This is a genomic window from Luteimonas rhizosphaericola, assembly GCF_029888045.1.
GTDB lineage: Bacteria > Pseudomonadota > Gammaproteobacteria > Xanthomonadales > Xanthomonadaceae > Luteimonas > Luteimonas rhizosphaericola.
Window position 1 is genome coordinate 108,935 of the sequence record NZ_JARXRN010000021.1, and the last position, 21,814, is coordinate 130,748.

The following is a 21,814-nucleotide window of genomic DNA, read 5'->3' on the forward strand; positions in this document are numbered from 1 at the left end:
CCGCACCCGCCCCACATGCACCGGGGCGGCTGCACGAACCGCCTGTCGCGAGCACCACGCGCAACGCGGTCGAGAAGAACCATCGAGGATCGAGGAAGAAATCCGTCCTCGCCGGAGCGTGGAATTGCGCAGCGAACGCAAGGTAGGTCTGCGCCTGGGCGCAGGCGGGGGGACATCAGCGGAGCAAGGCCAACGGTCGCCGCGAGCCCTCAGGTCGCCGCTCCATCCGGAAGCACCGCCCGAGGATTCATGACGAAGCCCGTCCTCGCGGCGGTCGGTGGGATTGCGCAGCGAACTCAAGGAGGAGGCCTGCGCCAAGGCGCAGGCCGGGGGACATTCGCGGAGCAATCCCGTCGGTCGCCGCGAGCCCCCAGATCGCCGCTCCATCCGGAAGCACCGCCCCGAGGATTCATGACGAAGCCCGTCCTCGCGGCGGCCGGTGGGATTGCGCAGCGAACTCAAGGAGGAGGCCTGCGCTACGGCGCAGGCCGGGGGACATTCGCGGAGCAATCCCGCCGGTTGCCGCGAACCCCCCGATCGCCACTCCATCCGGCGGCACCGACCCGAGAATTCACCACGAAGCCTGTACTTGCGGCGGCCGGTGGGATTGCGCAGCGAACTCAGGGAGGAGGCCTGCGCCAAGGCGCAGGCCGGGGGACATTCGCGGAGCAATCCCGCCGGTCGCCGCGAGCCTTTCAGGTCGCCACGCCATCCCGGCCCCGCTGGCACACCCGCACCAGTACGTCAGTCAATCGCCAAGCGCGCGCGCCAGCAGCGTATCGAACGGCGTTTCCGGCGGCAGCGTTCCATACGCGCCGCCACGCCCGCCGAGTCGGCTGCGGCAGAATACCGCCGCCACCGGGCTGCCCGCGCGCAACAGCACCGCCGCCTGCAGCAACTGCGCCATCGCCTCCACCAGTCGCCGTGCACCCGCTTCCGCAGGCGCGGCGGCGAGCATCTCCCGCAATCCCGCAAACGCAGCGTCGAAGTCACCGTCGCGACCCGATACCGATTCGAGTTCGGCCAGCAGCGCCGCGCCCGCCTCGGGCTCGCGCGACAGCGCACGCAGCACGTCCAGGCACTGGATGTTGCCGCTGCCTTCCCAGATCGAATTCAGCGGCGCCTGCCGGTACAGCCGCGGCAGCAGCGACTCCTCCACGTAGCCCGCGCCGCCCAGGCATTCCTGCGCCTCGTTGACGAACCCAGGCGCACGCTTGCAGACGTGGAACTTGCCGATCGCGGTCGCGATGCGCGCGAATGCGGCCTCGCGTGGATCCCGCGGCGCCGCGTCCACCGCGCGCGCCACCCGCATCGACACCGCCAGCGCGGCCTCCGCCTCGACCGCGAGATCGGCCAGCACGTTGCGCATCAGCGGCTGGTCGATCAGCGCCTTGCCGAACGCGCGGCGGTGGCGGCAATGATGCAGCGCCTGCGACAGCGCCATGCGCATCAGGCCCGCCGAACCGAGCATGCAGTCCAGCCGGGTGAGCATCACCATCTCCAGGATGGTGGCGATGCCGCGCCCCTCCGCGCCCACGCGCCACGCGTGCGCCTGGTCGAACTCCACTTCGGACGAGGCATTGCTCCAGTCGCCCAGCTTGTCCTTGAGCCGCATCAGGCGGAAGCCGTTGCGATCGCCGTCCGGCAGCCGCCGCGGCAGCAGGAAGCAGGTCAGCCCGCCCGGCGCCTGCGCCAGCACCAGGAAGCCGTCGCTCATGGGCGCGGAGAAGAACCACTTGTGGCCGCGCAGCAGATACCCGTCGCCGCCGGCCAGCGGCGTCGCGATGGTGGCGTTGGCGCGCACGTCGCTGCCGCCCTGCTTCTCGGTCATGCCCATGCCGAGGGTGACGCCATGCTTCTCCGCCATCGGCAGGTCGCGCGCGTCGTAGCGGCAGGCCGCCACCTTCCGCACCCATTCGTGCAACGCCGGCTCGCGCGCGAGCACTGGCACCGCGGCATGAGTCATGGTGAGCGGACAGCTGCTGCCCGGCTCGGCCTGGTAGTGCAGGTAGCTGAGCGCGGCGCGCGCGACATGCGCGCCCGGCACGGGCTCGGCCCAGGACAGGCCCGCGACGCCGTGCGCGATGGCCGCGTCCATGATCCGGTGGTAGTGCGGGTGGAACTCGACCGCGTCCAGGCGCTCGCCCGAGGGATCGTGCGTGCGCAGTCGGGGCCGGTCGCGGTGGGCATCGTGCGACAGCGCCAGCAGTTCGCCGCCGGCCAGGGCGCCGTAGGCAGCGATACGTGCCGCCGCGTGCGACGCGCCCTCGCGCGCCACCGCCTCGCGCAGCACGGCGTCGCCCTGCCACAGGTCGTGCGCGCCGAACGGGGGCGGCTGGTTGTCGACGAGATGGGTGGCGAATCCGGTCATGGCGCGCTCCTGGGTTCGGCACGGCGCCGCAGGCCATCGGCCAGCGCGTCGACGAAGGCGTCCTCGAGCGCGATCCGTCCGAACAGGCCCTGCTGGGTGCCGCTCAGCACCCGCAGCATATGCGTTCTGCCCGGCGGCAGCCGGCCCGCGGGCAGCAGGGCCAGGTCGCGCAGGCGGGCGACGAGGTCGCGCTCGGACTGGAACATCGGCGTCAGCCAGCGGCTCCACTGCTGGTAGATCGCGACGTGGCGGCGCCGCTCGCGCTGGAACCGCTCCAGCGCGGGCGCGATCGCATCGCCTGTGCGCAGCGCCTCGCACAGCGCCCACGCATCCATCAGGGCCATGTTCACGCCTTGTCCGAGCTGCGGACTCATCGCGTGCGCGGCGTCGCCGACGAGCACCGCGTGCCCGCGATGCCAGTGCGTCACCACGCTGTCGCGATAGCGCGCCCGCGCGAGCTGCGCCGGTTCGGTCACGTCCGCAAGCAGCGGCCCGAGCTCCGGCCACAGCGACAGCACCTCGCGTTTCCACGCCGGCAGGCCCGCGTCGTGCCAGGCGTCGAAGCCCGCGGTCGGCAGGCTCCAGAAGAAGCTCAGCCGCGCAGTGTCGTCGCCCGGGCGGGTGCCCACCGGCAACAGCCCGATCATCTTGCGGGCCGACACGTACCGCTGCCTCAGCTCGCCCAGGTGCGGCCACGCGCCCGCGGCCAGCAGGCACCACAGCGCGCCCCACGGGTACGGCTGGTCGAGCCGCACGCGACCGACCTGGCCGCGCAGCAGCGACGCCGCACCGTCCGCCACCACCACCAGGTCGAAGCCGCCGTGGCGCGTTCCCTCCGCGTCGACCAGCGTGCGCCCGTCGTCTTCCAGGCCGACGACGCTGGTGCCGGCACGCACGTCGGCGTGTCCGTCGTAGGCCGAGGCGAGGATGGAGAACAGCGCCCCGCGCTGCAGGCCGATGCCCGACAGGCGCCGGTCCAGCCCCGCGTAGCGCATGTCCATCACCGCGCGGCCGCAGGGCGTGTCGCCGAACAGCCGGCCGACCGGCGCACCGTGCCGCATCACGGCCTCGAGCAGGCCCATGCGCCACAGCACCTGCAGGCCGCTCGGCTGAAGCAGGAAGCCGGCCCCGATCGGGCCCGGCCGCGGTACGCGTTCGAACACCTCCACCGCATGTCCGTCGCGCGCGAGCAGCACCGCCGCGCACTGCCCGGCGCTGCCGTAGCCGACGATGGCGACGCGCCTGCGCCTCATGCCGGCCGGCGCCGCACAGAAAAAAGCCCCGCCAGGGCGGGGCCGGAAAATCTCGCCGTCGTCATCTCAGACGACCGGCTGCACCCCTGCCGCCTGCGCACCCTTGGGACCCTGGGTGACTTCGTACTGGACACGCTGGCCTTCCTGCAGGCTGCGGAAGCCCTTGGCGTCGATGGCCGAGTAATGGACGAACACATCGGCGCTGCCGTCTTCCGGCGCGATGAACCCGAACCCCTTGGCGTCGTTGAACCACTTCACTGTGCCGTATTGCATGACTCGTCGAACCTCGTGATGGCTGGTGGCGCCCGGGTGGCCGTGCAAGGCGCCAGGCCGGACAGGCCGAGTATGCAAAGCCGGCCGGACCGTTGCAATCACCCGTCCAGCAGCGCCGACACCAGCGCCGGGATCCCCGCCGACGCCGCGGCGACGTTGGCCAGCACGTCCTCGAGCGTGATCTGCTCGTCCGGATCGGGTCCGGCGCCGGCGGCCCAGTTGGCGACGATCGCCAGGCAGGCGTACTCCAGCCCGAGCTCGCGCGCGAGCCCGGCCTCCGGCATGCCGGTCATGCCGACCAGGTCGCAGCCGTCGCGGCGCATGCGCGCGATCTCGGCCTTCGTCTCCAGGCGCGGCCCCTGGGTCGCGCCGTAGACGCCGCCGTCGACCAGGTCGATGCCGCGCTTCGCCGCAGCCTCCAGCAGCTGCCTGCGCAGCGCCGGGGTGTACGGATCGCCGAAGTCCACGTGCAGCACCTCGGTGCCCGGTTCCTCGCACAGGGTGGAAATGCGGCCCCAGGTGTAGTCGATCAGCTGGTCCGGGCACGCGAGCACCCGCGGACCGAAGCGGGCGCCGATGCCGCCGACGGTATTGAGCGCCAGCACCCGGGTCGCGCCCAGCGCCTGCAGCGCGGCGAGGTTGGCGCGGTAGTTCACCTTGTGCGGCGGTACCGAGTGGCCCTCGCCATGGCGCGCTAGGAAGGCCACGCGCCGGCCGTCGAGCGTGCCGACGCGCACCGGCCCGGACGGCGCGCCATAGCGCGTGTCCGGCTGGTGGGACTGCACGTCCCGCAGTTCGGCGAGCGCGTACAGGCCGGTGCCGCCGATCACGGCGAGGTCGATGGAATCGGAAGTCATGCGGATCGCGGTCGACGGGACGTGGCCGCCAAGCATAGCGCCGCACGCGCCAGGGCCGCGCGGACGCTACTCGCCCAGCGCGTAGATGCCCGGCAGGTTGCGGCCCTGTTCGTGGAAATCCATGCCGTAGCCGAACACGTAGCGGTCGGGCACCGACACGCCGACATAGTCGGCGCAGATGCCCTCGACGCAGCGGTCGTGGTCCTTGGTCGCCAGCACCGCCACCCGCACGTCGATCGCGCCCTGGTCCTCGCACCAGTACTTCACGGCCTTGAGCGTGTGGCCCTCGTCGAGGATGTCGTCGGCCAGCAGTACCCGGCGGCCGCGCATCGGCGTGGCCGGGCGATGCAGCCACGCCAGGCCGGAGCCGGTGGTGTTGCCGCGGTAGCGGGTGGCGTGCAGGTAGTCGAACTCGAGATCGATGCCCCGCTCGCCCAGGGCGAACGCCAGCTGCGCCGCGAACGGCAGCCCGCCGTGCAGCACGGTGATGAACAGCGGCGGCCGCTCGTCGCCGGCGTAGTCGTCGCGGATCGCGTCGGCCATCTCCTCGATCGCATCCTCCAGCGTGTCGCGATCGTGGATCAGCTCGGCGCTGTCGAGCACGTCGGCCAGGCGGGGGGTGGTCATGCCGTCTGCCCCAGGCGCGCGGCCAGCCGGTCGCGGGTGCCTTCGTAGCGCGCGTCGGCCAGCAGCCCGTCCCAGCCGAGCCCGCCGCGACCGAGCAGCCCGACCAGGGCCATGGTGTTGAGCTTGCGGTGCTCTACCGCGGCCAGCGATTCCTCGACCAGTTCCGGATGGCAGACCAGCACCACGTCGCAGCCGGCGTCCAGGTGGGCGTCGACGCGCGCCTTGATGCCGCCTGCCGAGAACGCGGCGGCCATGCCGATGTCGTCGGAGAACACCACGCCGCGGAAGCCCAGTTCTCCGCGCAGGATGGTATTGATCCAGAACGGCGAATAGCCGGCCGGCTCGGGCGCGACCTGCGGATACACCACGTGCGCCAGCATCACCGCGTCGGCACCGGCTTCGATGCCGGCCACGAACGGCACCAGGTCGTGGGCGCGGATCGCCTCGAGCGGGCGGTCGTCGACCGCATTGTCGACATGCGTGTCCTCGCGCACCGTGCCGTGGCCGGGGAAGTGCTTGAGCGTGGCGGCCATGCCCACCGCGTGCATGCCGCGCACATAGGCGCGAGTGAAGTCGGCCACCACCTGGGGATCGTCCGAGAACGCGCGGTCGCCGATGGCGAGGTTGCCGTGGCCGACATCGACCACGGGCGCGAAACTCAGGTCCACGCCGGTGGCGCGGATCTCGCTGGCCATCAGCCAGGCGTGTGACTGGGCCAGTTCGAGCGCGGCCTCGCGGTCCTGCGCGTACAGCCGGCCGAACCCGTCCAGCGAGGGCAGCTCGGTGAAGCCGTCCTGGAAACGCTGCACCCGGCCGCCCTCCTGGTCCACGCAGATCAGCACCGGTCGCGGCGCGGCGGCACGGATCGCGGCGCACAGGTCCATCACCTGCGCGCGCGAAGCGAAGTTGCGCTTGAACAGGATCACGCCGGCGCAGGCGTCGTTCTGCAGCCACTCGCGCTCCTGCGCGGCAAGTTGTGTTCCGGCGATGCCGATCACCAACATCCGGGGGCTCCTGTACGCGCGGATGCGCGGCGGTCATTGTCGCAGAAGGGGCGGCGCGGGGGGCGCGATGGCCGTTGGGCCGTGTCGCGGGCCGCGCGGCCGTTCACGAATGTCGACCCGTGCGCATCCGGCCCCGGATCGGCTGCGGCCGTCACGGCCCGCGATGACGCCGCGCCACGCCCACCGCCGCGCTCAACCGCGCTCTTCCTGGCGCCACGCGGCGAACGGATGCGAGGCCAGCGCCAGGTTGTAGTAGCGCACGTCGTCGGTCACCTCGCGACCCGCCCACGGCGGCAGCGCGAACGATTCGTCGACATGGTCGAGCTCGATCTCCGCGACCACCAGCCCGGCGTTGTCGCCCAGGAACTCGTCCACCTCCCACAGCTTGCCGGCGTGGTGCACCAGGTGGCGGCGCTTGTCGATCACCCCGCCCACGCACAGCGCGAGCAGTGCGCGCGCATCCTCCACCGGGATCGGATAGTCGAACTCCTGCCGGCTGGCGCCGCGTTCGCGCGACTTCAGGTTGAGGAACGCGCGATCGCCCTGGATGCGCACGCGGACCGAGGCCTTCTGCCCGCCCGCATCCAGCGCGGCCAGGTCATTGAGGTATCCCTGCGCCATCGGCACCACCGCGTGCGCGGCCTCGCGCCAGGCGGTACCGGTCACCAGGAACTTGCGTTCGATCTCGATGGCCATCGCGGCAGGCTCGTCCGGCAGGAATGCGGATGGTAGCCGGAGGACGCGCCCGCGCGTTCGGCGAGGGTCGCCGCAGGCGCCGTGCGGATGCGCGTTGGCCGCGCGATCGCGCGCGTCCCTGCGCTACGCGCGCTCGAACAGCGCGATGCTCTCCACGTGCGCGGTCTGGGGGAACATGTCCATCACCCCCGCACTCGCCAGCCGCCATCCGCGCTCGTTGACCAGATAGCCCGCGTCGCGCGCCAGCGAGGCCGGATGGCAGCTGACGTAGACGATGCGGCCGAACACATCCAGCGGCAGCTGGCGCAACACGTCGATCGCGCCCGAGCGCGGCGGGTCGAGTAGCAGCTTGTCGAAGCCCTGCCGCATCCACGCCGTGCCGCGCTGGTCCTGGGTCAGGTCGGCGGCATGGAAGGTCGCGTTGGCCAGGTCGTTGCGCGCGGCGTTCTCCTTCGCCCGCGCCACCAGACCCGCATCGCCCTCCACCCCGACCACCGCGGCCACGCGGCGCGCCATCGGCAGGGTGAAGTTGCCCAGGCCGCAGAACAGGTCGAGCACGCGGTCGGCGGGCTGCAGATCGAGCAGCTCGAACGCGCGCGCGATCATCAGCGCGTTGATGGGCCCGTTGACCTGGATGAAATCGAGCGGCCGGAACGCCAGCGACACGTCCCACTCCGCGAGTCGGAACGACAGCGACGGGGCCTCCGGCCACAGCGGCCGCACCGTATCCACGCCACCCGGCTGCAGGTACATCGCCACCCGGTGCCGCTCTCCGAACGCGCGCAGCGCCGCCAGATCGCCCTCGCCCAGGGGCTGCAGGTGGCGGAAGACCAGCGCGAGCCCGTCGAACGTCCCGGTCGCGTCGCCGACGATGAACTCGATCTGCGGAATCGCGCGCCGCGCCTCCATCCCGTCCACGAGCTGCGACAGGGCCGGGATCAGCGTGCCGACCTGCGGCACCACGGTATGGCATTCGTGCAGCTCGGCGACGAAGCGCGGGTCGCGCTCGCGGAAGCCGACCAGGGTGCGGTCCTTCTTCTCCACCCGCCTCACCGAGAAGCGGCCTTTGCGCCGGTAGTACCAGGCCCCGCCGGTCAGCGGCGGCAGCACCGCTCCGGGCGAAACGTGGCCGATACGCTCGAAGTTTTCCAGCAGCACGCGCTGCTTGGCGAGGATCTGCACCGATTCGTCGAGATGCTGCAGCGCGCAGCCGCCGCAGGTCCCGAAGTGCGGGCAGCGCGGCGTCACCCGGTCCGGGGATGCGCGCAGCACGTCCAGCGCGACGGCCTCGTCGAAGTGGCGCGAGCGCGCAGTCTGCCGCGCGGTCACGCGTTCGCCCGGCAGCGCGCCGGCGACGAACACGGCCTTGCCGCCATCGCGGCGCGCGACGCCGCGGCCGTCGTGGCTCAGGTCGAGGATGTCGAGTTCGAACGGGGTCTGGTCGATCCGGGCCACGTGGAATCAGGCGGCATGCAGGGCCGCGCATTGTCGCAGACCCGGGTCCACGGTCGCGTACCCCGCGCGCCAGCCCCCCCGAGGTCGGCGGCGTCGGCTACGGTACGAGGCCGGAATGCCGTCCATCCTTCCCAAGTCCTGCGAAGCCCCGCGCATCACGAGCGGCGCACGATCGCGGCAGCAGCTGCGCGCGTGCCCAGGTGTGGGCGCCGTCGACGCAAGCCCGTGCGATCGGGCTGTCCCGCAGGACGACCGGATGCTCCCGGACGTCCGGCTGCCCTGCCGCAGGCAGGTCGCTCCGCGCCGCGAGTCGACCTACTTCTGCTTCCAGGTCCCGCCCTGCTGGTACCACCAGCCCGGGCGCGCGCTGGCGATCCACTGGCGCGCGAACACGTCGCGAATCTGCGACTCCCATTCGGGATGGCCGTTGGCGACCGCGATCTCGCGGTAGACGGCGTTGCGGTCGCGGTTGTCGTCGGCGACCGCGGCGTTGACCGCGACCCGGTCCTTGATCGCCAGCTTGGACGCGTCGCGCACCACGATCGTGCCGTCGCCGGCGAAGCCCAGCGCGCCTGAATCGAAGTGCGGGCGCAGGGCGCTGTTGAAGCGCGATTCCATGCGCGAACGGATCGCCTGGATCGCAGGCGTGCGGATGGTGATGTCGGGCGAGGATTGCGCCTGGGCGCTGCCGATGCCCACCAGCATCCAGGGATCGAAACGCGGCACGCGCAGCGCCATTCCGCCGCCGGGCGGCGGTGTGTCCGCCGGGGGCGGCGCGGCCTGGCCGTCGTCGCCGATCACGTTCTCGACGAACTCGCGCGCGGCTTCGCGCGCCTCGGCGGCGGGAAAGTAGACATTGATGGTGACGCACGCGCACAGCGCGAGCAGGATCGGCATTCCCAGCAGGCGACGCATGTCAGGCTCCCGTTGTTGGCAGTGCGGTCGCGGATCTGCGGCCGTCGTAACGCATGTGGTCAGTCCACCACCGGCGCGACATCGCCGGTGGCCACGGCGGCGAGGCGTTCCACCAGCGTCGGCCAGTCGACGTTGCGGTTGAACCCGACCACCTGCAGCTTGGGCACGCCCGCGCCTTCGACGATAGTAAAGCCATCGCCCGCTGAATGCAGGCCCGACATCCGGCACACCTCGTTCGCCAGCCGGCAGCCGATGCCGATGCGCCGGTAGCCGAAGTCGTCGAACAGCGCGATCAGGCGTCCCTGCAGGCTGCTAACGAGCGAGGCGTCGCCGACGCTGGAAATATCCTGCACCGCGCGCTGGCTGATGCGCTGACGCACGCCGCGCGCGGGTTCGGTGTGCAGCTCGGCATCGAACGCGGTGGCGGTCCAGTCGACCAGGCGCAGGCCGTCGATGCGTCCGTGCAGGCGCCCGGTGATGCTGCCGAAGTCGAACGCACCGGTGATGCCGAGCAGGTCGAGATCGTGCAGCGCGAGGTCGGCCGACAGCGTCGGCGCGACCCCGAACGGCCGCTCCATCGACAGCGCACCGACATCGACGCGGCCGCCGAACACCTGCACCGCCAGGCCACCGTCGAAGTCCAGGCGCTCGTCGGCGTAGCGCGCGCTCGGGATGCGCCCGGACAGCGTGCCGCCCAGCGCCGGCCAGCCCAGCGCCGAGGTCAGCTGGCCGAGTTCCAGCGCGTCGAGTTCCAGACCGAAGGCCAGCCGCACGCCGGTGTCGGCAGCGGGCGGCTGCAGCGCGAACGCCAGCAGCCGCACCTGCCCGCCGAGCATCGCCAGGGCCGCGGGTTCGCGCAGCCGCAGCCCGCCCTCGGCGCTGCGCATGGGAAGGCGGATCGCACCGAAGTCGAGTCCGTACAGGGCCCCGGACCGCCAGCGCAGTTCGCTGTCCACGCTCGCACCGGTCGCCACGCGCAGGTCCCCGGCGAGGCCGTCGATGCGGAAGCGGTCCGCCGCATCGGTCAGGTCGACGCCGTCGAGCGTCGCGTCGAGCCTGCGCAGCGCGCCCTGCGCGAGATCGACCCGGACCGTCGCCGCGCCCGACAGGGCCAGCTCGCCGAGCCCCGCCAGGCCGAGCCAGCCGGAGAGGTAGCGCGCCGGCAGCGCCTCCAGCGCCGTGCTGCGCGCCTCCAGCGCCAGCTCGCGCACCGCGCCGTCGGCACCGAGCGCGGCGCTGCCGTCGGCGGCCAGCGTGGCGCCGTCGCGCCACTGCAGGCGTGGGATCGCCCAGCCGCCGCCCGGTGCCTGGCGGGCGTCGAGCGCAAACTGCAGCGGTTTCCCGTCGAGCGCCAGATAGGTGTTGCCGAACAGGATCTCGCCATCGTGCAGTTCGGCGTCGACATCGACCCGCATCGCGCCGGCGTCGGGGATCCGCGCGTCGAATGCGATGCGGCCGTCGAGATCGCCGACGGCGACGCTGGCGTCGGCCGATTCCAGCGCCATTGCGCGGATCGCGAGCTCTCCCTCCACGCGCAGCGGCTTGCCGGTGGCCGTGTGCAGCGTCACCCGGCCATCGGCGGTGCCCGCCCCGAGGCGGCCGGCGGACCAGCCGCGGGCAAGCAGCGCCTGCGCCCATGCCAGCGGCACCCGCGCCAGGTCCAGGCGGGTGGCATCGGGCGCTGCAGCGGTGCGCGCGAGCGCGATGCGCGCATCGCCCCGCGTGAGCCGCGCATCGGTACGGGCGCTCGACAGGTCCACCGCGAGCCGCATGCGGCCCGCGCCCGCGGCGTTCAGCACGCCATCGCAGGTCCAGTCCGTGGGCCCCGTCGACGCCAGCGGGCAGGTCCACCCGACATCGCGGAACCGGTAGCCCAGCGCGTCCGCCTCGATGCGCGCCGCCTCCACCCGGAGTTCGCCTTGCGCCGCGCCCGCGGGCCACGACAGGCGCACGGTGACGCCGTGCAGCTCGGCGCCCGCGGCGCGCACGGTGTCGATACGCGCGGTCGCGGTGCGCGCCTGCGCCGTGCACGCGCAGAGCGCCAGCAGCAACAGCGTTAAGATGCGCGCAGGCATCGGCCGAGGATATCCGGTCGGCAAGGAGGCGACGATGAACCCGAGGATCCTGCTGGTCGAGGACGACCCCACCAGCCGCGCATTCCTGCTCGCGGCCACGCAGGCGCTGCCGGCCGAGGTGGACGCGGCGTGCGACATGGCGCAGGCGATCGCACTGGCTATCGTGCAGCCCCACTCGCTCTGGCTGTTCGACGCCAACCTGCCCGATGGCAGCGGCACCGCCCTGCTGCAGTCGCTGCGTACGCGCGGCCTCCGCACTCCTGCGGTGGCGCATACCGCCTCGCACGATCCCGACGAACACGCCGCGTTGCGGGCCGCAGGATTCGTGGCGACCCTCGCCAAACCGCTGTCAGCCCAGGCCTGGGCGGCCGCCCTGCGGCGGGTGCTGGACGATGGCGGCGATGCGAACGCCACCGCGGAGGCCGCTGCCGCGTATTCGATCGACGCGCAACCGCCGGTCTGGAACGACGCGAAGGCGCTGGCGGCGCTGGGCGGCAGCGCGGCCAACGTTGCAGCGCTGCGCGGCCTGTTCCTCGACGAACTGCCCGCGAGCCGCGATGCCGTCGCACAGGCGGCGCGCCGTGCCGACAGCGATGCGTTGCGTGCCGCTTTGCACCGCCTGCAGGCAAGCTGTGGCTTCGTCGGCGCCGAGCGGCTGCTGACAGCCGCGACCCGCCTGCACGCGCAACCGGGATCGGCCGCGGCGCTGGATGCGTTCGTCGACGCCGCTCAGGCGACGCTGTCGCCACCCTGATCCGCCCTGCGGGCCGACAGGCGGCCGAGGTCGGCCGCCAGCTGCCAGCTCTTCAGCCCGCGCTGGCCGACATGCTGGCCGATCACATCGCGCATCGCATGCCGCAGGCTCTCCAGGTCCGCGGCATCGGGGCGGATGTCGTCCCCCAGCGCCAGCAGCGCACGCCCGGTGGCGTAGCGCCCCCGCGATTCGCCGATGCGTTCGCCCAGGACCCGACGCGGCCCGTGCTCGGCCTCGAGGCGGTAGCGGGCGGCGGGATCGATGTCGACGCCGTCGCCGTCCACGCGCAGATCGAACCCGAAGCCAAGCGCCTCGAGCAGGTCGCGCTCGAAACGTCGCAACGTCCACGCCAGGCCGCTCGCGTCGCCCAGGCGCGCGCGCACCTGCCCGTAGAGGCCGTAGAGCTGCGAGTGCGGATCCTGCCGCGGCGCTAGCCGCAGCAGCAGTTCGTTGACGTAGAACGCCGCGAGGCTCGCGTGGCCACCGAGCGGTGGCGGTGCGTCGAGCGCCTCCACTGAAGAGAGGTAGGCCAGCTCCCCGCGCTGCACGGCCTCGATCCGGACGTGCTGCAGCGGCTGCAGCGCGGCGAACTGAGCCTGTCTGCGCGGGCCGCGCACGCCGCGCGCGATCAGCCCGAGGCGTCCCTGCGATTCGCTCAGCAGGTCGACCAGCAGGCCCGTCTCGCGCCAGGGACGCGCGTGGAGCACGTAACCGGCTTCCCCCGCGTAGCGCATTTCAGCCGGACGCGAAGGCGGCGATGACCTCGGCCTCGGTCATCTTCCGGGTCGGGTTGGCGAAGGCGTACCAGGCGGGCTTGCGGTCGATGAAGATCTCGCTCTCCAGGCGCAGCCCCTCCACCTCGCCGAACAGGCCTGCCGAGACGTAGTACGTGCCCTGCGCGCGCAGCCGGTAGAACAGGTGGCTGCCGCAGTGCGTGCAGAAACCGCGCTGTCCCCATTCGGAGGAATCGAACAGCGCGACCGCGTCCTCGCCGCGCTCGAACCGCAGCTGCGCGCCGCAGCCCAGCGACAGGAAGGGCCCGCCGCCCCAGCGCCGGCACATCCCGCAGTGGCAGGCGTCGGCGTGCAGCGCCTCCGGCTGCACCTGCAGCCGCACCTTGCCGCACAGGCAGTGGCCGTGCAGGGTCGTCCTGGCGTCTTCTTGCATGGTTGATGCTCCGGAATCGACGGGTCAGTCGCCATAGCCCAGCGTGCGCAGCGCCGACTCGTCGTCGGACCAGCCCTCGCGCACGCGGACCCAGGTCTGCAGGAAGACCTTGGCGTCGAACAGCTGCTCCATGCGCTCGCGCGCCCGCTTGCCGATGTCGCGCAGCCGGGTGCCGCCCTTGCCGATCACGATCGCCTTCTGACCTTCGCGCTCGACCCAGATCACCGCGCCGATGCGGTACATCACGCCGGCCTTTGGCGAAGGCTCCTCGGTGAAGGACTCGATCTCGACCGTCGTGGCGTACGGCAGTTCCGCGCCAAGCTGGCGCATGAGCTGTTCGCGCACCAGCTCGCCGGCGAGGAAGCGCTGGCTGCGATCGGTCAGCTCGTCCTCGCCGTACAGCGGCGGCTGTTCCGGCAGCAGCGCAAGCAGCGAGGCCACCAGCGGCTCCAGTCCCTGGCGCTTGAGCGCCGAGACCGGATGCACGGCCGCAAAGCTGCGGCCCTCGCTGGCGCGCTGCAGGTACGGCAGCAGGCTGGCCTTGTCGGCGATGCGGTCGACCTGGTTCACCACCAGCACCACCGGCAGCCCGCTCTCGCGCAGGGCCTCGTAGGCGAGCGTGTCCTCGTCGTCCCAGCGGCCCGCCTCCACCACCAACGCGGCCGCGTCCACGCCTTCCATCGCGCCGCGCGCGGCGCGGTTGAGCACGCGGTTGAGCGCGGTCGAGGCGCGCTTGCCGCCTTCGCGATGCAGCCCCGGCGTATCCACCAGCACCAGCTGCCCGCCGGGCACGGTGGCGATCCCGAGCAGCCGGTGGCGCGTGGTCTGCGGCCGGTTGGAGACGATGCTGAGCTTCGCGCCGACCAGTGCGTTGACCAGGGTGGACTTGCCGACATTGGGCCGGCCGATGACGGCCACGTGGCCTGCGTGGTGCGAAGAAGCGTTCATGGGCGGATTGTCCGCGTCCGGATGCGGCGGGGCAAATCCGCCCGGACTCAGGCGCCCGGCAGCTGTCCCAGCACGACCTCCGCGGCCAGCTGCTCGGCGGCGCGCCGGGAGCCGCCCTCGCCCTCGCCCGCGAGCGGCGGGTCGGACACGACGCAGCGGACCACGAACACCCGGGCGTGTTCCTCACCCGACTCCTGCTGCAGCACGTATTGCGGCAGCGGCTTCTGCCGCCCTTGCAGCCATTCCTGCAGGCGGGTCTTGGCATCCTTGCCGACCTTGCCCGCCGGCACCGCGGACACCGCCTCCTCGAACCAGGGCAGCACGACCCGGCGGCAGGCATCGAACCCGGCATCGAGGTAGATCGCGCCGATGATCGCCTCCAGCGCGTCGGACAGGATCGAGTCGCGCCGGTGCCCGCCGGACTTCATCTCGCCCGGGCCCAGCACCAGGCGAGGTCCGATCTCCAGCCGGCGCGCCACTCCCGCCAGCGACGACTCACGCACCAGCTCGGCGCGGGCGCGCGTCAGCGAGCCCTCGTCGGCCTTCGGCCAGCGCGCGTAGAGCGCCTCGGCCACGATCACGCCGAGCACCGCGTCGCCGAGGAATTCCAGCCGTTCGTTGTGCGGCGCCCCCGCACTGCGGTGGGTCAGCGCCTGCGCCAGCAGCGCCGGCGCGGCGAAGACGTGGCCGGCGAAGGCGGCCGTCGCCGGATCAGTCGGCGCTGGCACCGCTACCGGACAGCGTCTGGGTCGCATGGAAACGGCCGACTGCATCGAGGTTCGCTACCAGCGGTTCGCGCACCTCGTACGTCACTTCCATCTGCCAGGCTTCCCCCACGCGCTGGATCTTGACGTGTTCCTTCTTCACGTGGGAGGAGTAGCTGATGTTGAGCCGACGGAAGAACAGTTCCTGGATCCGGCCAGGCGAATAGCTGCCAACGCCGGGCTCGGCGGCCAGACCCTTGAGCGCGGACTTGACCGCGTAGTACTCGGAATACATCGGGAACAGCTTGATGCCGATGAAGACGAAGAAGCCGGCTACGCCTGCGACGATGATGAACCCCAACAGCGTGATGCCGCCCTGCTTGCGACGCGTGTTCATGCCTCGATTCCCCCGGTTGATGCCCTTGCCGCCGGTCGCGCCGGCGCCCCGTGTGCCGGCCTACGGAATGCTGCGGCCGATCCGGCTCCAGTCGACCCAGCCAGGCGCGCTCGAGTCGAGGTTCATCCAGACCAGGAACGCCTTGCCCCGCAGCTGGCTCTCCGGCAGCGTACCCCAAAACCGGCTGTCGTCGCTGCGGTCGCGGTTGTCGCCCATCACGAAATACTCGCCCTCGGGCACGCGCCATTCGCCCTCGCCGGGGTCGAACCCGCCCGGCCGCATGGTCTCCAGCACCAGGTGGCTTCCCCCCGGCATGGTTTCCTGCACCAGTTCGGCGCCAGTCATGTCGCTGCCGCGGCCCACGCCCTGGTAGCGTCGCGCCTGAGCGTACTCGAACGGCTCGCCGTTCACGTAGACGGTGTTGTCGCGGTAGGCGACCACGTCGCCGGGCAGGCCCACCACGCGCTTGATCCAGTCCTGGTCGGGATGGTGCGGCGGTCGGAACACCACCACGTCGCCGCGCCGGGGCTCGCCCAGTTCGATCACCTTGTGGTTGTTGATCGGCAGGCGGATGCCGTAGGTGAACTTGTTGACCAGGATGAAATCGCCGATCAGCAGGGTCGGCATCATCGAGCTGGAGGGAATGCGGAACGGTTCGGCGATGAAGCTGCGCAGGACCAGGACGAAGAACAGCACCGGGAAGAAGGCGCGCGCGTAGTCGACGACCACCGGCTCCTTCTCGTCGATCAGTCCGGCGCGCGCGGCGCGGCGCTTGGCGAACAGCATCCGGTCGAGCAGCCAGGTGATGCCCGTGGCGAAGGTCAGGACGACCAGCGCGACCTCGAACCATTTCATCATGTCACGCCATCCCCTACTTGTTGTCCACCTGCAGCACCGCCAGGAACGCTTCCTGCGGGATCTCCACCCGGCCCACCTGCTTCATCCGCTTCTTGCCTTCCTTCTGCTTCTCCAGGAGCTTCTTCTTGCGGCTGATGTCGCCGCCGTAGCACTTGGCGAGCACGTTCTTGCGCAGCGCCTTGACCGTGGTGCGGGCGATGACCTGGGAGCCGATCGCGGCCTGGATCGCAACGTCGAACTGCTGCCGCGGGATCAGTTCCTTCATCTTCTCGGTCAGCTCGCGACCGCGGCGATCGGCGTGGCTGCGGTGGACGATGATCGACAGCGCGTCGACCTTGTCGCCGTTGATCAGGGTGTCCACGCGAACGAACGGGCCGGCATCGAAGCGCAGGAACTGGTAGTCCAGCGACGCGTAGCCGCGGCTGACGGACTTGAGCTTGTCGAAGAAGTCCAGCACCACCTCGGCCATCGGCAGCTCGTAGCTGATCTGCACCTGGCTGGCGAGGTACTGGATGCCGATCTGCACGCCGCGCTTGTCCTCGCACAGCTTGATGATCGCGCCGATGTAGGCCTCGGGGGTGAGGATGTTGGCGCGGATGATCGGCTCGCGCACTTCCTGGATCTGGTTCACCGGCGGCAGCTTGGCCGGATTGTCGAGCGGCATCACCTCGCCGTCGGTGCGCAGCACCTCGTAGACCACGGTCGGCGCGGTGCTGATCAGGTCCAGGTCGTACTCGCGCTCGAGCCGCTCCTGCACGATCTCCATGTGCAGCATGCCGAGGAAGCCGCAGCGGAAGCCGAAGCCCATCGCCTCGGAACTCTCGGGCTCGAAGCGCAGCGCGGCGTCGTTGAGGCGCAGCTTGTCCAGCGCTTCGCGCAGGTCCGGGTAGTCCTCGGCATTGACCGGGAACAGGCCCGCGAACACGCGCGGCTGCATTTCCTGGAAGCCCGGCAGCGGCTTCGGCGCCGGATCGGCGGACAGGGTGAGCGTGTCGCCCACCGGGGCGCCGTGCACGTCCTTGATCGAGGCGGTGATCCAGCCCACTTCGCCCGCGCCGAGTTTGGCCAGCTCCTTGCGCTTGGGGGTGAACACGCCGACCTTGTCGACCTCGTGGGTGCGGCCGGTCGACATCACGAGGATCTTGCCCTTGGGCCGGATCTCGCCCTGCATCACGCGCACCAGCGAGACCACGCCCAGGTAGTTGTCGAACCACGAGTCGATGATCAGCGCCTGCAGCTTGTCGGTGTCGCGCGGCTGCGGCGGCGGGATGCGGTGCACGATCGCCTCCAGCACCTGCTCAACGTTGAGCCCGGTCTTGGCGCTCACGGCGATGGCGTCCTCGGCGTCGATGCCGATCACCGCCTCGATCTCGGCCTTGGCCTTGTCGATGTCGGCGGTCGGCAGGTCGATCTTGTTGAGCACCGGCACCACTTCCAGCCCCTGCTCGACCGCGGTGTAGCAGTTGGCGACCGACTGCGCCTCCACGCCCTGGGCGGCATCCACCACCAGCAGAGCGCCCTCGCACGCGGCCAGCGAGCGCGAGACCTCGTAGCTGAAGTCGACATGCCCGGGGGTGTCGATGAAGTTGAGCTGGTAGGTCTGGCCGTCGGCGGCCGTGTACGGCAGCGAGACCGACTGGGCCTTGATCGTGATCCCGCGCTCGCGCTCGATCGGATTCGAATCGAGCACCTGCGCCTCCATCTCGCGCGCCTGCAGCCCGCCGCAGAGCTGGATGATGCGATCGGCCAGCGTCGACTTGCCGTGGTCGACGTGGGCGATGATGGAGAAGTTGCGGATCAGCCGCATCGGGTCGGACATGGGGAGGCGGCGGCCGCGGAATCGTCGGGACAACGCGGGATTATCGCATAGGGTCGCGCCCGCCCGTGGTCCAGCGGGTGGCCGGTCCCGCCCACGGCGCCGCGCGCGTGGGCGATGCGAGGGACGGGGACGTACCCTGCCGCGTCCGACCGGTGCACGCGGCGGCCGGCACGCCGCCACGCAATGCGCGCGGCGGCGACGGACGCCGGCTATTCCTCGCCCGGCGTGATCGCGACGAAGCGGCTGCCGCCGGCGCGGCTGCGCACCAACAGCATCACCGTCTCGCCCAGCTCCACACTGCGCAGTTCGCGCTCGAGCGCGGCCGCGCTGCCCACCGGCGTGCGGCCGACGCGCAGGATCACGTCGCCCGGGGCCAGGCCGGCTTCGCGCGCCGCCAGGCCCTCGACCCGCGCGATGCCCACGCCTTCGCGCGCATCCAGCCCCAGCTGCCGCCGCTGCGCGTCGGTCAGGTCCTGGGTGGCCAGGCCGAGGACGTTGGCGCCCGTGCCGCCACCATTGGAGGGTGCACCCGGTCGCGGCGCCGGACCGCCGGCCACCGCGCTGTCGTCGAGCTCGCTCAGGGTCACGTCGAAGGTGCGTTCGCGGCCCTCGCGGAACACGCCGATCCGCATCTTCGTGCCCGGCACCTTGTTGCCGACGATCGGCGGCAGGTCGCTGGGCTGGCGGATGGCCACCCCGTCCGCGCTGCGGATCACGTCGCCCGGCTCGATCCCGGCCTTCTCCGCCGGGCTGCCCGGCACGACCTCGCTCACCAGCGCCCCGAGGGTGTCGGGCAGGCCGAAGCCGCGCGCCTGCTCGGAGGTGATGCCGGTGGCCTGGAACTGCACGCCGAGCTGTCCGCGCTGGACGCGACCAGTCTGCTTCAGCTGTTCCACCACGTTCATCGCCACGTCGATCGGGATCGCGAAGCTCACGCCCATGTAGCCGCCGGAGTTGCTGAAGATCTGCGAGTTGATCCCGATCACCTCGCCGGCGGTGTTGAGCAGCGGACCACCGGAATTGCCCTGGTTGATCGCGACGTCGGTCTGGATGAAGGGCACGTACTGCTGGTTGGCGTACGGGTTGCTGCGCCCGACCGCGCTGACGATGCCCGCGGTCACCGACTGCTCCAGGCCGAAGGGCGAGCCGATCGCCACCGCCCACTGCCCGGGCTTGACCGCCGAGCCGTTGGCCGTGCGCAGCACCGGCAGGCCCTTGCCGTCGATCTTGAGCAGGGCCACGTCGGACCGCTCGTCGCTGCCGACCACCTTGGCGGTGTACTCGCGCAGGTTGCTGAGCGTGACCTTGACCTCGTCGGCGCGGTCGATGACGTGGTGATTGGTCAATACGTAACCGTCTTCGGAAATGAGGAACCCGGTGCCCATCGCGCGTCCGCGCGGCGCCGGCCCCTGGCCGCCCGGACCGGGCATCTGGAAGCCGGGGCCGAAGAAGCGCCGGAAGATCTCGGGGATCTGTTCGTCGCCGGGGAAGGCGTCATCCGGCGACTGCGCGCCGCGCGCCGCGGAGCGCCCGCCCATCGTGGTGTCGATCTTGACCACCGCCGGCCCGACCTGCTCGACCAGGCGGGTGAAGTCCGGCAACCCGCTGACCAGCGGCTGCGCCGGCACCGCGGTCGCCTGGCCGGCAAGCGGCGCGGCGGCGACGCCGTCGGGCGAAGGCTGGGCGGTCGCGATCGGCAGCACCACCGCGGTCGTGGCGGCGGACGCGAGCAGGATCAGGACGAAGGCGGACACCGGCGTTTTCATCGGAACGGACTCTCGGTTCAATCAACGGGAATGCAGTCGGACACGTCGCCGGCGGCACGCATGCGCGCGCCCGGGGCCGTCGCCGCGCGCGATCAGGGCTGTGGTGCCGGATCCGGCGCCTGCGTGGCCGCTCCGGCCAGCGGCCACTGGGTGACGGTCTGGGCCGGCGCCGGCCGGAACGGCTCGAACGCGGGCTCGCGCGGCGCCAGGGCGCCGCCGGCCACGGTATAGGCGCCGGCCGCCGGCAACAGCGACCGGGGCCAGGGCCGCGCGGTGGCCGCCGGCGGCATCGCGAAGGGATCGCGATCCACCGCGACGGCCTCCGGCAGATCGATCAGCACCGGCGCGGCATTCGCGGCCAGGGCCGTCGGCGACCGCGAATCCGGCCTCTCCGCCTGGCGGCGGCGCGCCTGCTGCACGCGGGCCACGGCCTCGGGCTGGGAACGCGTCCGCCGCTCGGCGGACCGGCGCGGGGTTTCGGCGACCGCGAGCGCCGCGGCCGCAAGCGCGGTGGCGGCTTCGGGCGCGCCACCGCGCTCCTCCGCCTGCGCCAGGCGCGCCGCGTCGACCGCCGAGGGCGCGGGGACGGGAACGGCCGGCGCCGCAGGCACGGACCCGGCTTCCGCCACCAGCGGCGCGCGGTCGCCCGCGGGCACGCCACCCGGTTCGGGCAGCTGGCGGCTGGCGAATACGGCTAGCAGCGCGACCGATGCCGCGATCGCCGCGCCGCCGCCCCAGCGTGCGATGCGCGGGCGGCGTTCGCGCGCCGGAACCCCGGGATCGGCGACCAGCGTCGCGCCGCCGGCCAGCGACAGCGCCACGCGCTCGGCGAAGTCGCGGGGCAGCAGGTCGTTGCGCTGGCCGCGCAGCACGTCGCCGCACACCTGCCAGCGTTCCCAGCACGAGGCCAGGGTGGTGTCGTGCTGCAGGCGCCGCAGCATGAACCTGGCTTCGTCCGGAGACAGCTCGCCGTCGAGCATCGCCGACAGCTGCTGCCGGTGATACACGAACAGCTTGTCCGGGTCCGGTCCGATCTGCAGGAACTCGTTGTCGTCGACGTGGGTCATCGTGCCGCGCGCTCCGCTCGTGTGTCGCTGTCCAACAGGGGTTTCATCTCGTGGTCGATCGCCTCGCGCGCCCGGAAGATGCGCGAGCGCACCGTACCGATCGGGCAGTCCATGCGCTGGGCGATCTCTTCGTAGCTCAGGCCGTCGACCTCGCGCAGCGTGATCGCCAGCCGCAATTCCTCGGGCAGGGCTTCGACCGCGCGCATGACGGTTTGTTCCAGCTGCTGCCGCATCAGTTCACGTTCCGGGGTATCGCCGTCGCGCAGCCGGATGCCGGCGTCGAACTGTTCGGCGTCGTCGACATCGATATGCGCGCCCGGCGGGCGGCGGTTGCCGGCGACGAGGTGGTTCTTGGCGGTGTTCACGGCGATCCGGTGCAGCCAGGTGTAGAACTGGGCGTCGCCGCGGAAATTGCCGATCGCGCGATAGGCACGGATGAAGGTTTCCTGGGCGACGTCCTGCACCTCGCTCCAGTCGTGCACGTAGCGCCCGATCAGCGCCGCGATCCGGTGCTGGTACTTGCGCACCAGCAGGTCGAAGGCCGCGCTGTCGCCGCGCTGCACGCGCCTGACCAGTTCGAGGTCCAGTTGTTGGGTGTCGATCTCGGCCATGGGGCCTGGCGCTCCTGACTCGCCCGGCCTTGGCGACCGGCAGCTGTGACCTCGGGCAGGAGCGGAAGTTCCGCCCCCGTATCAGCCGGATCTGGGGATGCCCCCCGCCGCGCGCAAGCCGGGCGTCGCGCACCCGGCGGCACGCGCCCCGCGCCGCCGATTTGACTGCGGCGAAACATCCTCTGGATCATAAAGGG

21 protein-coding genes are annotated in these 21,814 nt (G+C 71.6%); 1 reads left to right on the plus strand and 20 read right to left on the minus strand.

Annotated features, from left to right (window positions below; all coding sequences use genetic code 11):
* Positions 1-748: 748 nt before the first annotated feature.
* The 10 genes from QFW80_RS06850 to QFW80_RS06895 form a co-directional block, all read right to left on the minus strand.
* Entirely contained in the window at positions 749-2,371 is a 1,623-nt protein-coding gene (locus QFW80_RS06850; RefSeq protein WP_280600811.1) for an isovaleryl-CoA dehydrogenase, read from the minus strand.
* Complete coding sequence (locus tag QFW80_RS06855; RefSeq protein WP_280600812.1) at positions 2,368-3,624, minus strand: FAD-dependent oxidoreductase; 1,257 nt, start codon at positions 3,622-3,624, stop codon at positions 2,368-2,370. The genes QFW80_RS06850 and QFW80_RS06855 overlap by 4 nt, the downstream gene beginning before the upstream one ends.
* Positions 3,625-3,690: 66 nt before the next feature.
* Complete coding sequence (locus QFW80_RS06860; protein WP_280579239.1) at positions 3,691-3,897, minus strand: cold-shock protein; 207 nt, start codon at positions 3,895-3,897, stop codon at positions 3,691-3,693.
* Between the two features lie 98 nt (positions 3,898-3,995).
* The gene (locus tag QFW80_RS06865) at positions 3,996-4,754 is read right to left on the minus strand and encodes an S-methyl-5'-thioinosine phosphorylase (RefSeq protein ID WP_280600814.1); all 759 of its coding nucleotides are present in this window, start codon (positions 4,752-4,754) and stop codon (positions 3,996-3,998) included.
* A gap of 66 nt (positions 4,755-4,820) precedes the next feature.
* Positions 4,821-5,381, minus strand: coding sequence for a hypoxanthine-guanine phosphoribosyltransferase (locus QFW80_RS06870; RefSeq protein WP_280600816.1), 561 nt, complete (start codon positions 5,379-5,381; stop codon positions 4,821-4,823).
* Complete coding sequence (gene nagZ / locus QFW80_RS06875; protein WP_280600818.1) at positions 5,378-6,385, minus strand: beta-N-acetylhexosaminidase; 1,008 nt, start codon at positions 6,383-6,385, stop codon at positions 5,378-5,380. Before nagZ ends, QFW80_RS06870 begins: the two co-directional genes overlap by 4 nt.
* Positions 6,386-6,577: 192 nt before the next feature.
* Positions 6,578-7,081 (minus strand): CYTH domain-containing protein, encoded by a 504-nt coding sequence (locus tag QFW80_RS06880; protein ID WP_280600819.1) that lies wholly within the window; start codon positions 7,079-7,081, stop codon positions 6,578-6,580.
* 123 nt (positions 7,082-7,204) lie between these two features.
* Entirely contained in the window at positions 7,205-8,536 is a 1,332-nt protein-coding gene (gene rlmD, locus QFW80_RS06885; RefSeq protein WP_280600821.1) for a 23S rRNA (uracil(1939)-C(5))-methyltransferase RlmD, read from the minus strand.
* Positions 8,537-8,851: 315 nt separating this feature from the next.
* Positions 8,852-9,451, minus strand: a complete 600-nt coding sequence (locus QFW80_RS06890) for a YdbL family probable chaperone protein (protein ID WP_280600823.1) — start codon at positions 9,449-9,451, stop codon at positions 8,852-8,854.
* A gap of 59 nt (positions 9,452-9,510) precedes the next feature.
* Positions 9,511-11,526 carry a hypothetical protein gene (locus QFW80_RS06895; protein WP_280600824.1) on the minus strand — a complete coding sequence of 672 codons (2,016 nt, stop codon included), beginning with the start codon at positions 11,524-11,526 and terminating at the stop codon, positions 9,511-9,513.
* Positions 11,527-11,560: 34 nt separating this feature from the next.
* On the opposite strand from QFW80_RS06895, the gene QFW80_RS06900 reads away from it, so the two are divergent.
* On the plus strand, positions 11,561-12,280 hold the full coding sequence (locus QFW80_RS06900) for an Hpt domain-containing response regulator (protein ID WP_280600826.1): 720 nt from the start codon (positions 11,561-11,563) through the stop codon (positions 12,278-12,280).
* Here the strand turns inward: QFW80_RS06900 and recO are convergent.
* The 10 genes from recO to rpoE all read right to left on the minus strand — a co-directional run bounded on the left by recO (position 12,256) and on the right by rpoE (position 21,617).
* Positions 12,256-13,014 carry a DNA repair protein RecO gene (gene recO / locus QFW80_RS06905; protein ID WP_280600828.1) on the minus strand — a complete coding sequence of 253 codons (759 nt, stop codon included), beginning with the start codon at positions 13,012-13,014 and terminating at the stop codon, positions 12,256-12,258. The genes QFW80_RS06900 and recO overlap by 25 nt on opposite strands.
* 1 nt (position 13,015) lies before the next feature.
* Positions 13,016-13,447, minus strand: a complete 432-nt coding sequence (locus QFW80_RS06910; RefSeq protein WP_280600830.1) for a GFA family protein — start codon at positions 13,445-13,447, stop codon at positions 13,016-13,018.
* Between the two features lie 24 nt (positions 13,448-13,471).
* Entirely contained in the window at positions 13,472-14,395 is a 924-nt protein-coding gene (gene era / locus QFW80_RS06915; protein ID WP_280600832.1) for a GTPase Era, read from the minus strand.
* A 47-nt stretch (positions 14,396-14,442) separates the two neighbouring features.
* Complete coding sequence (rnc, locus tag QFW80_RS06920) at positions 14,443-15,123, minus strand: ribonuclease III (protein ID WP_280600833.1); 681 nt, start codon at positions 15,121-15,123, stop codon at positions 14,443-14,445.
* Positions 15,107-15,496 (minus strand): DUF4845 domain-containing protein, encoded by a 390-nt coding sequence (locus QFW80_RS06925; protein ID WP_280600834.1) that lies wholly within the window; start codon positions 15,494-15,496, stop codon positions 15,107-15,109. The genes rnc and QFW80_RS06925 overlap by 17 nt, the downstream gene beginning before the upstream one ends.
* Before the next feature lie 60 nt (positions 15,497-15,556).
* A complete protein-coding gene (lepB, locus tag QFW80_RS06930) occupies positions 15,557-16,351 on the minus strand; it encodes a signal peptidase I (protein WP_280601367.1) in 795 nt (264 codons plus the stop codon).
* Between the two features lie 16 nt (positions 16,352-16,367).
* On the minus strand, positions 16,368-18,161 hold the full coding sequence (gene lepA / locus QFW80_RS06935) for a translation elongation factor 4 (protein ID WP_280601368.1): 1,794 nt from the start codon (positions 18,159-18,161) through the stop codon (positions 16,368-16,370).
* A gap of 221 nt (positions 18,162-18,382) precedes the next feature.
* Complete coding sequence (locus tag QFW80_RS06940; protein WP_425603514.1) at positions 18,383-19,927, minus strand: Do family serine endopeptidase; 1,545 nt, start codon at positions 19,925-19,927, stop codon at positions 18,383-18,385.
* 104 nt (positions 19,928-20,031) lie between these two features.
* Positions 20,032-21,006, minus strand: a complete 975-nt coding sequence (locus tag QFW80_RS06945; protein WP_280600835.1) for a sigma-E factor negative regulatory protein — start codon at positions 21,004-21,006, stop codon at positions 20,032-20,034.
* Positions 21,003-21,617, minus strand: coding sequence for an RNA polymerase sigma factor RpoE (gene rpoE, locus QFW80_RS06950; RefSeq protein ID WP_280600837.1), 615 nt, complete (start codon positions 21,615-21,617; stop codon positions 21,003-21,005). The genes QFW80_RS06945 and rpoE overlap by 4 nt, the downstream gene beginning before the upstream one ends.
* Positions 21,618-21,814: the final 197 nt, after the last annotated feature.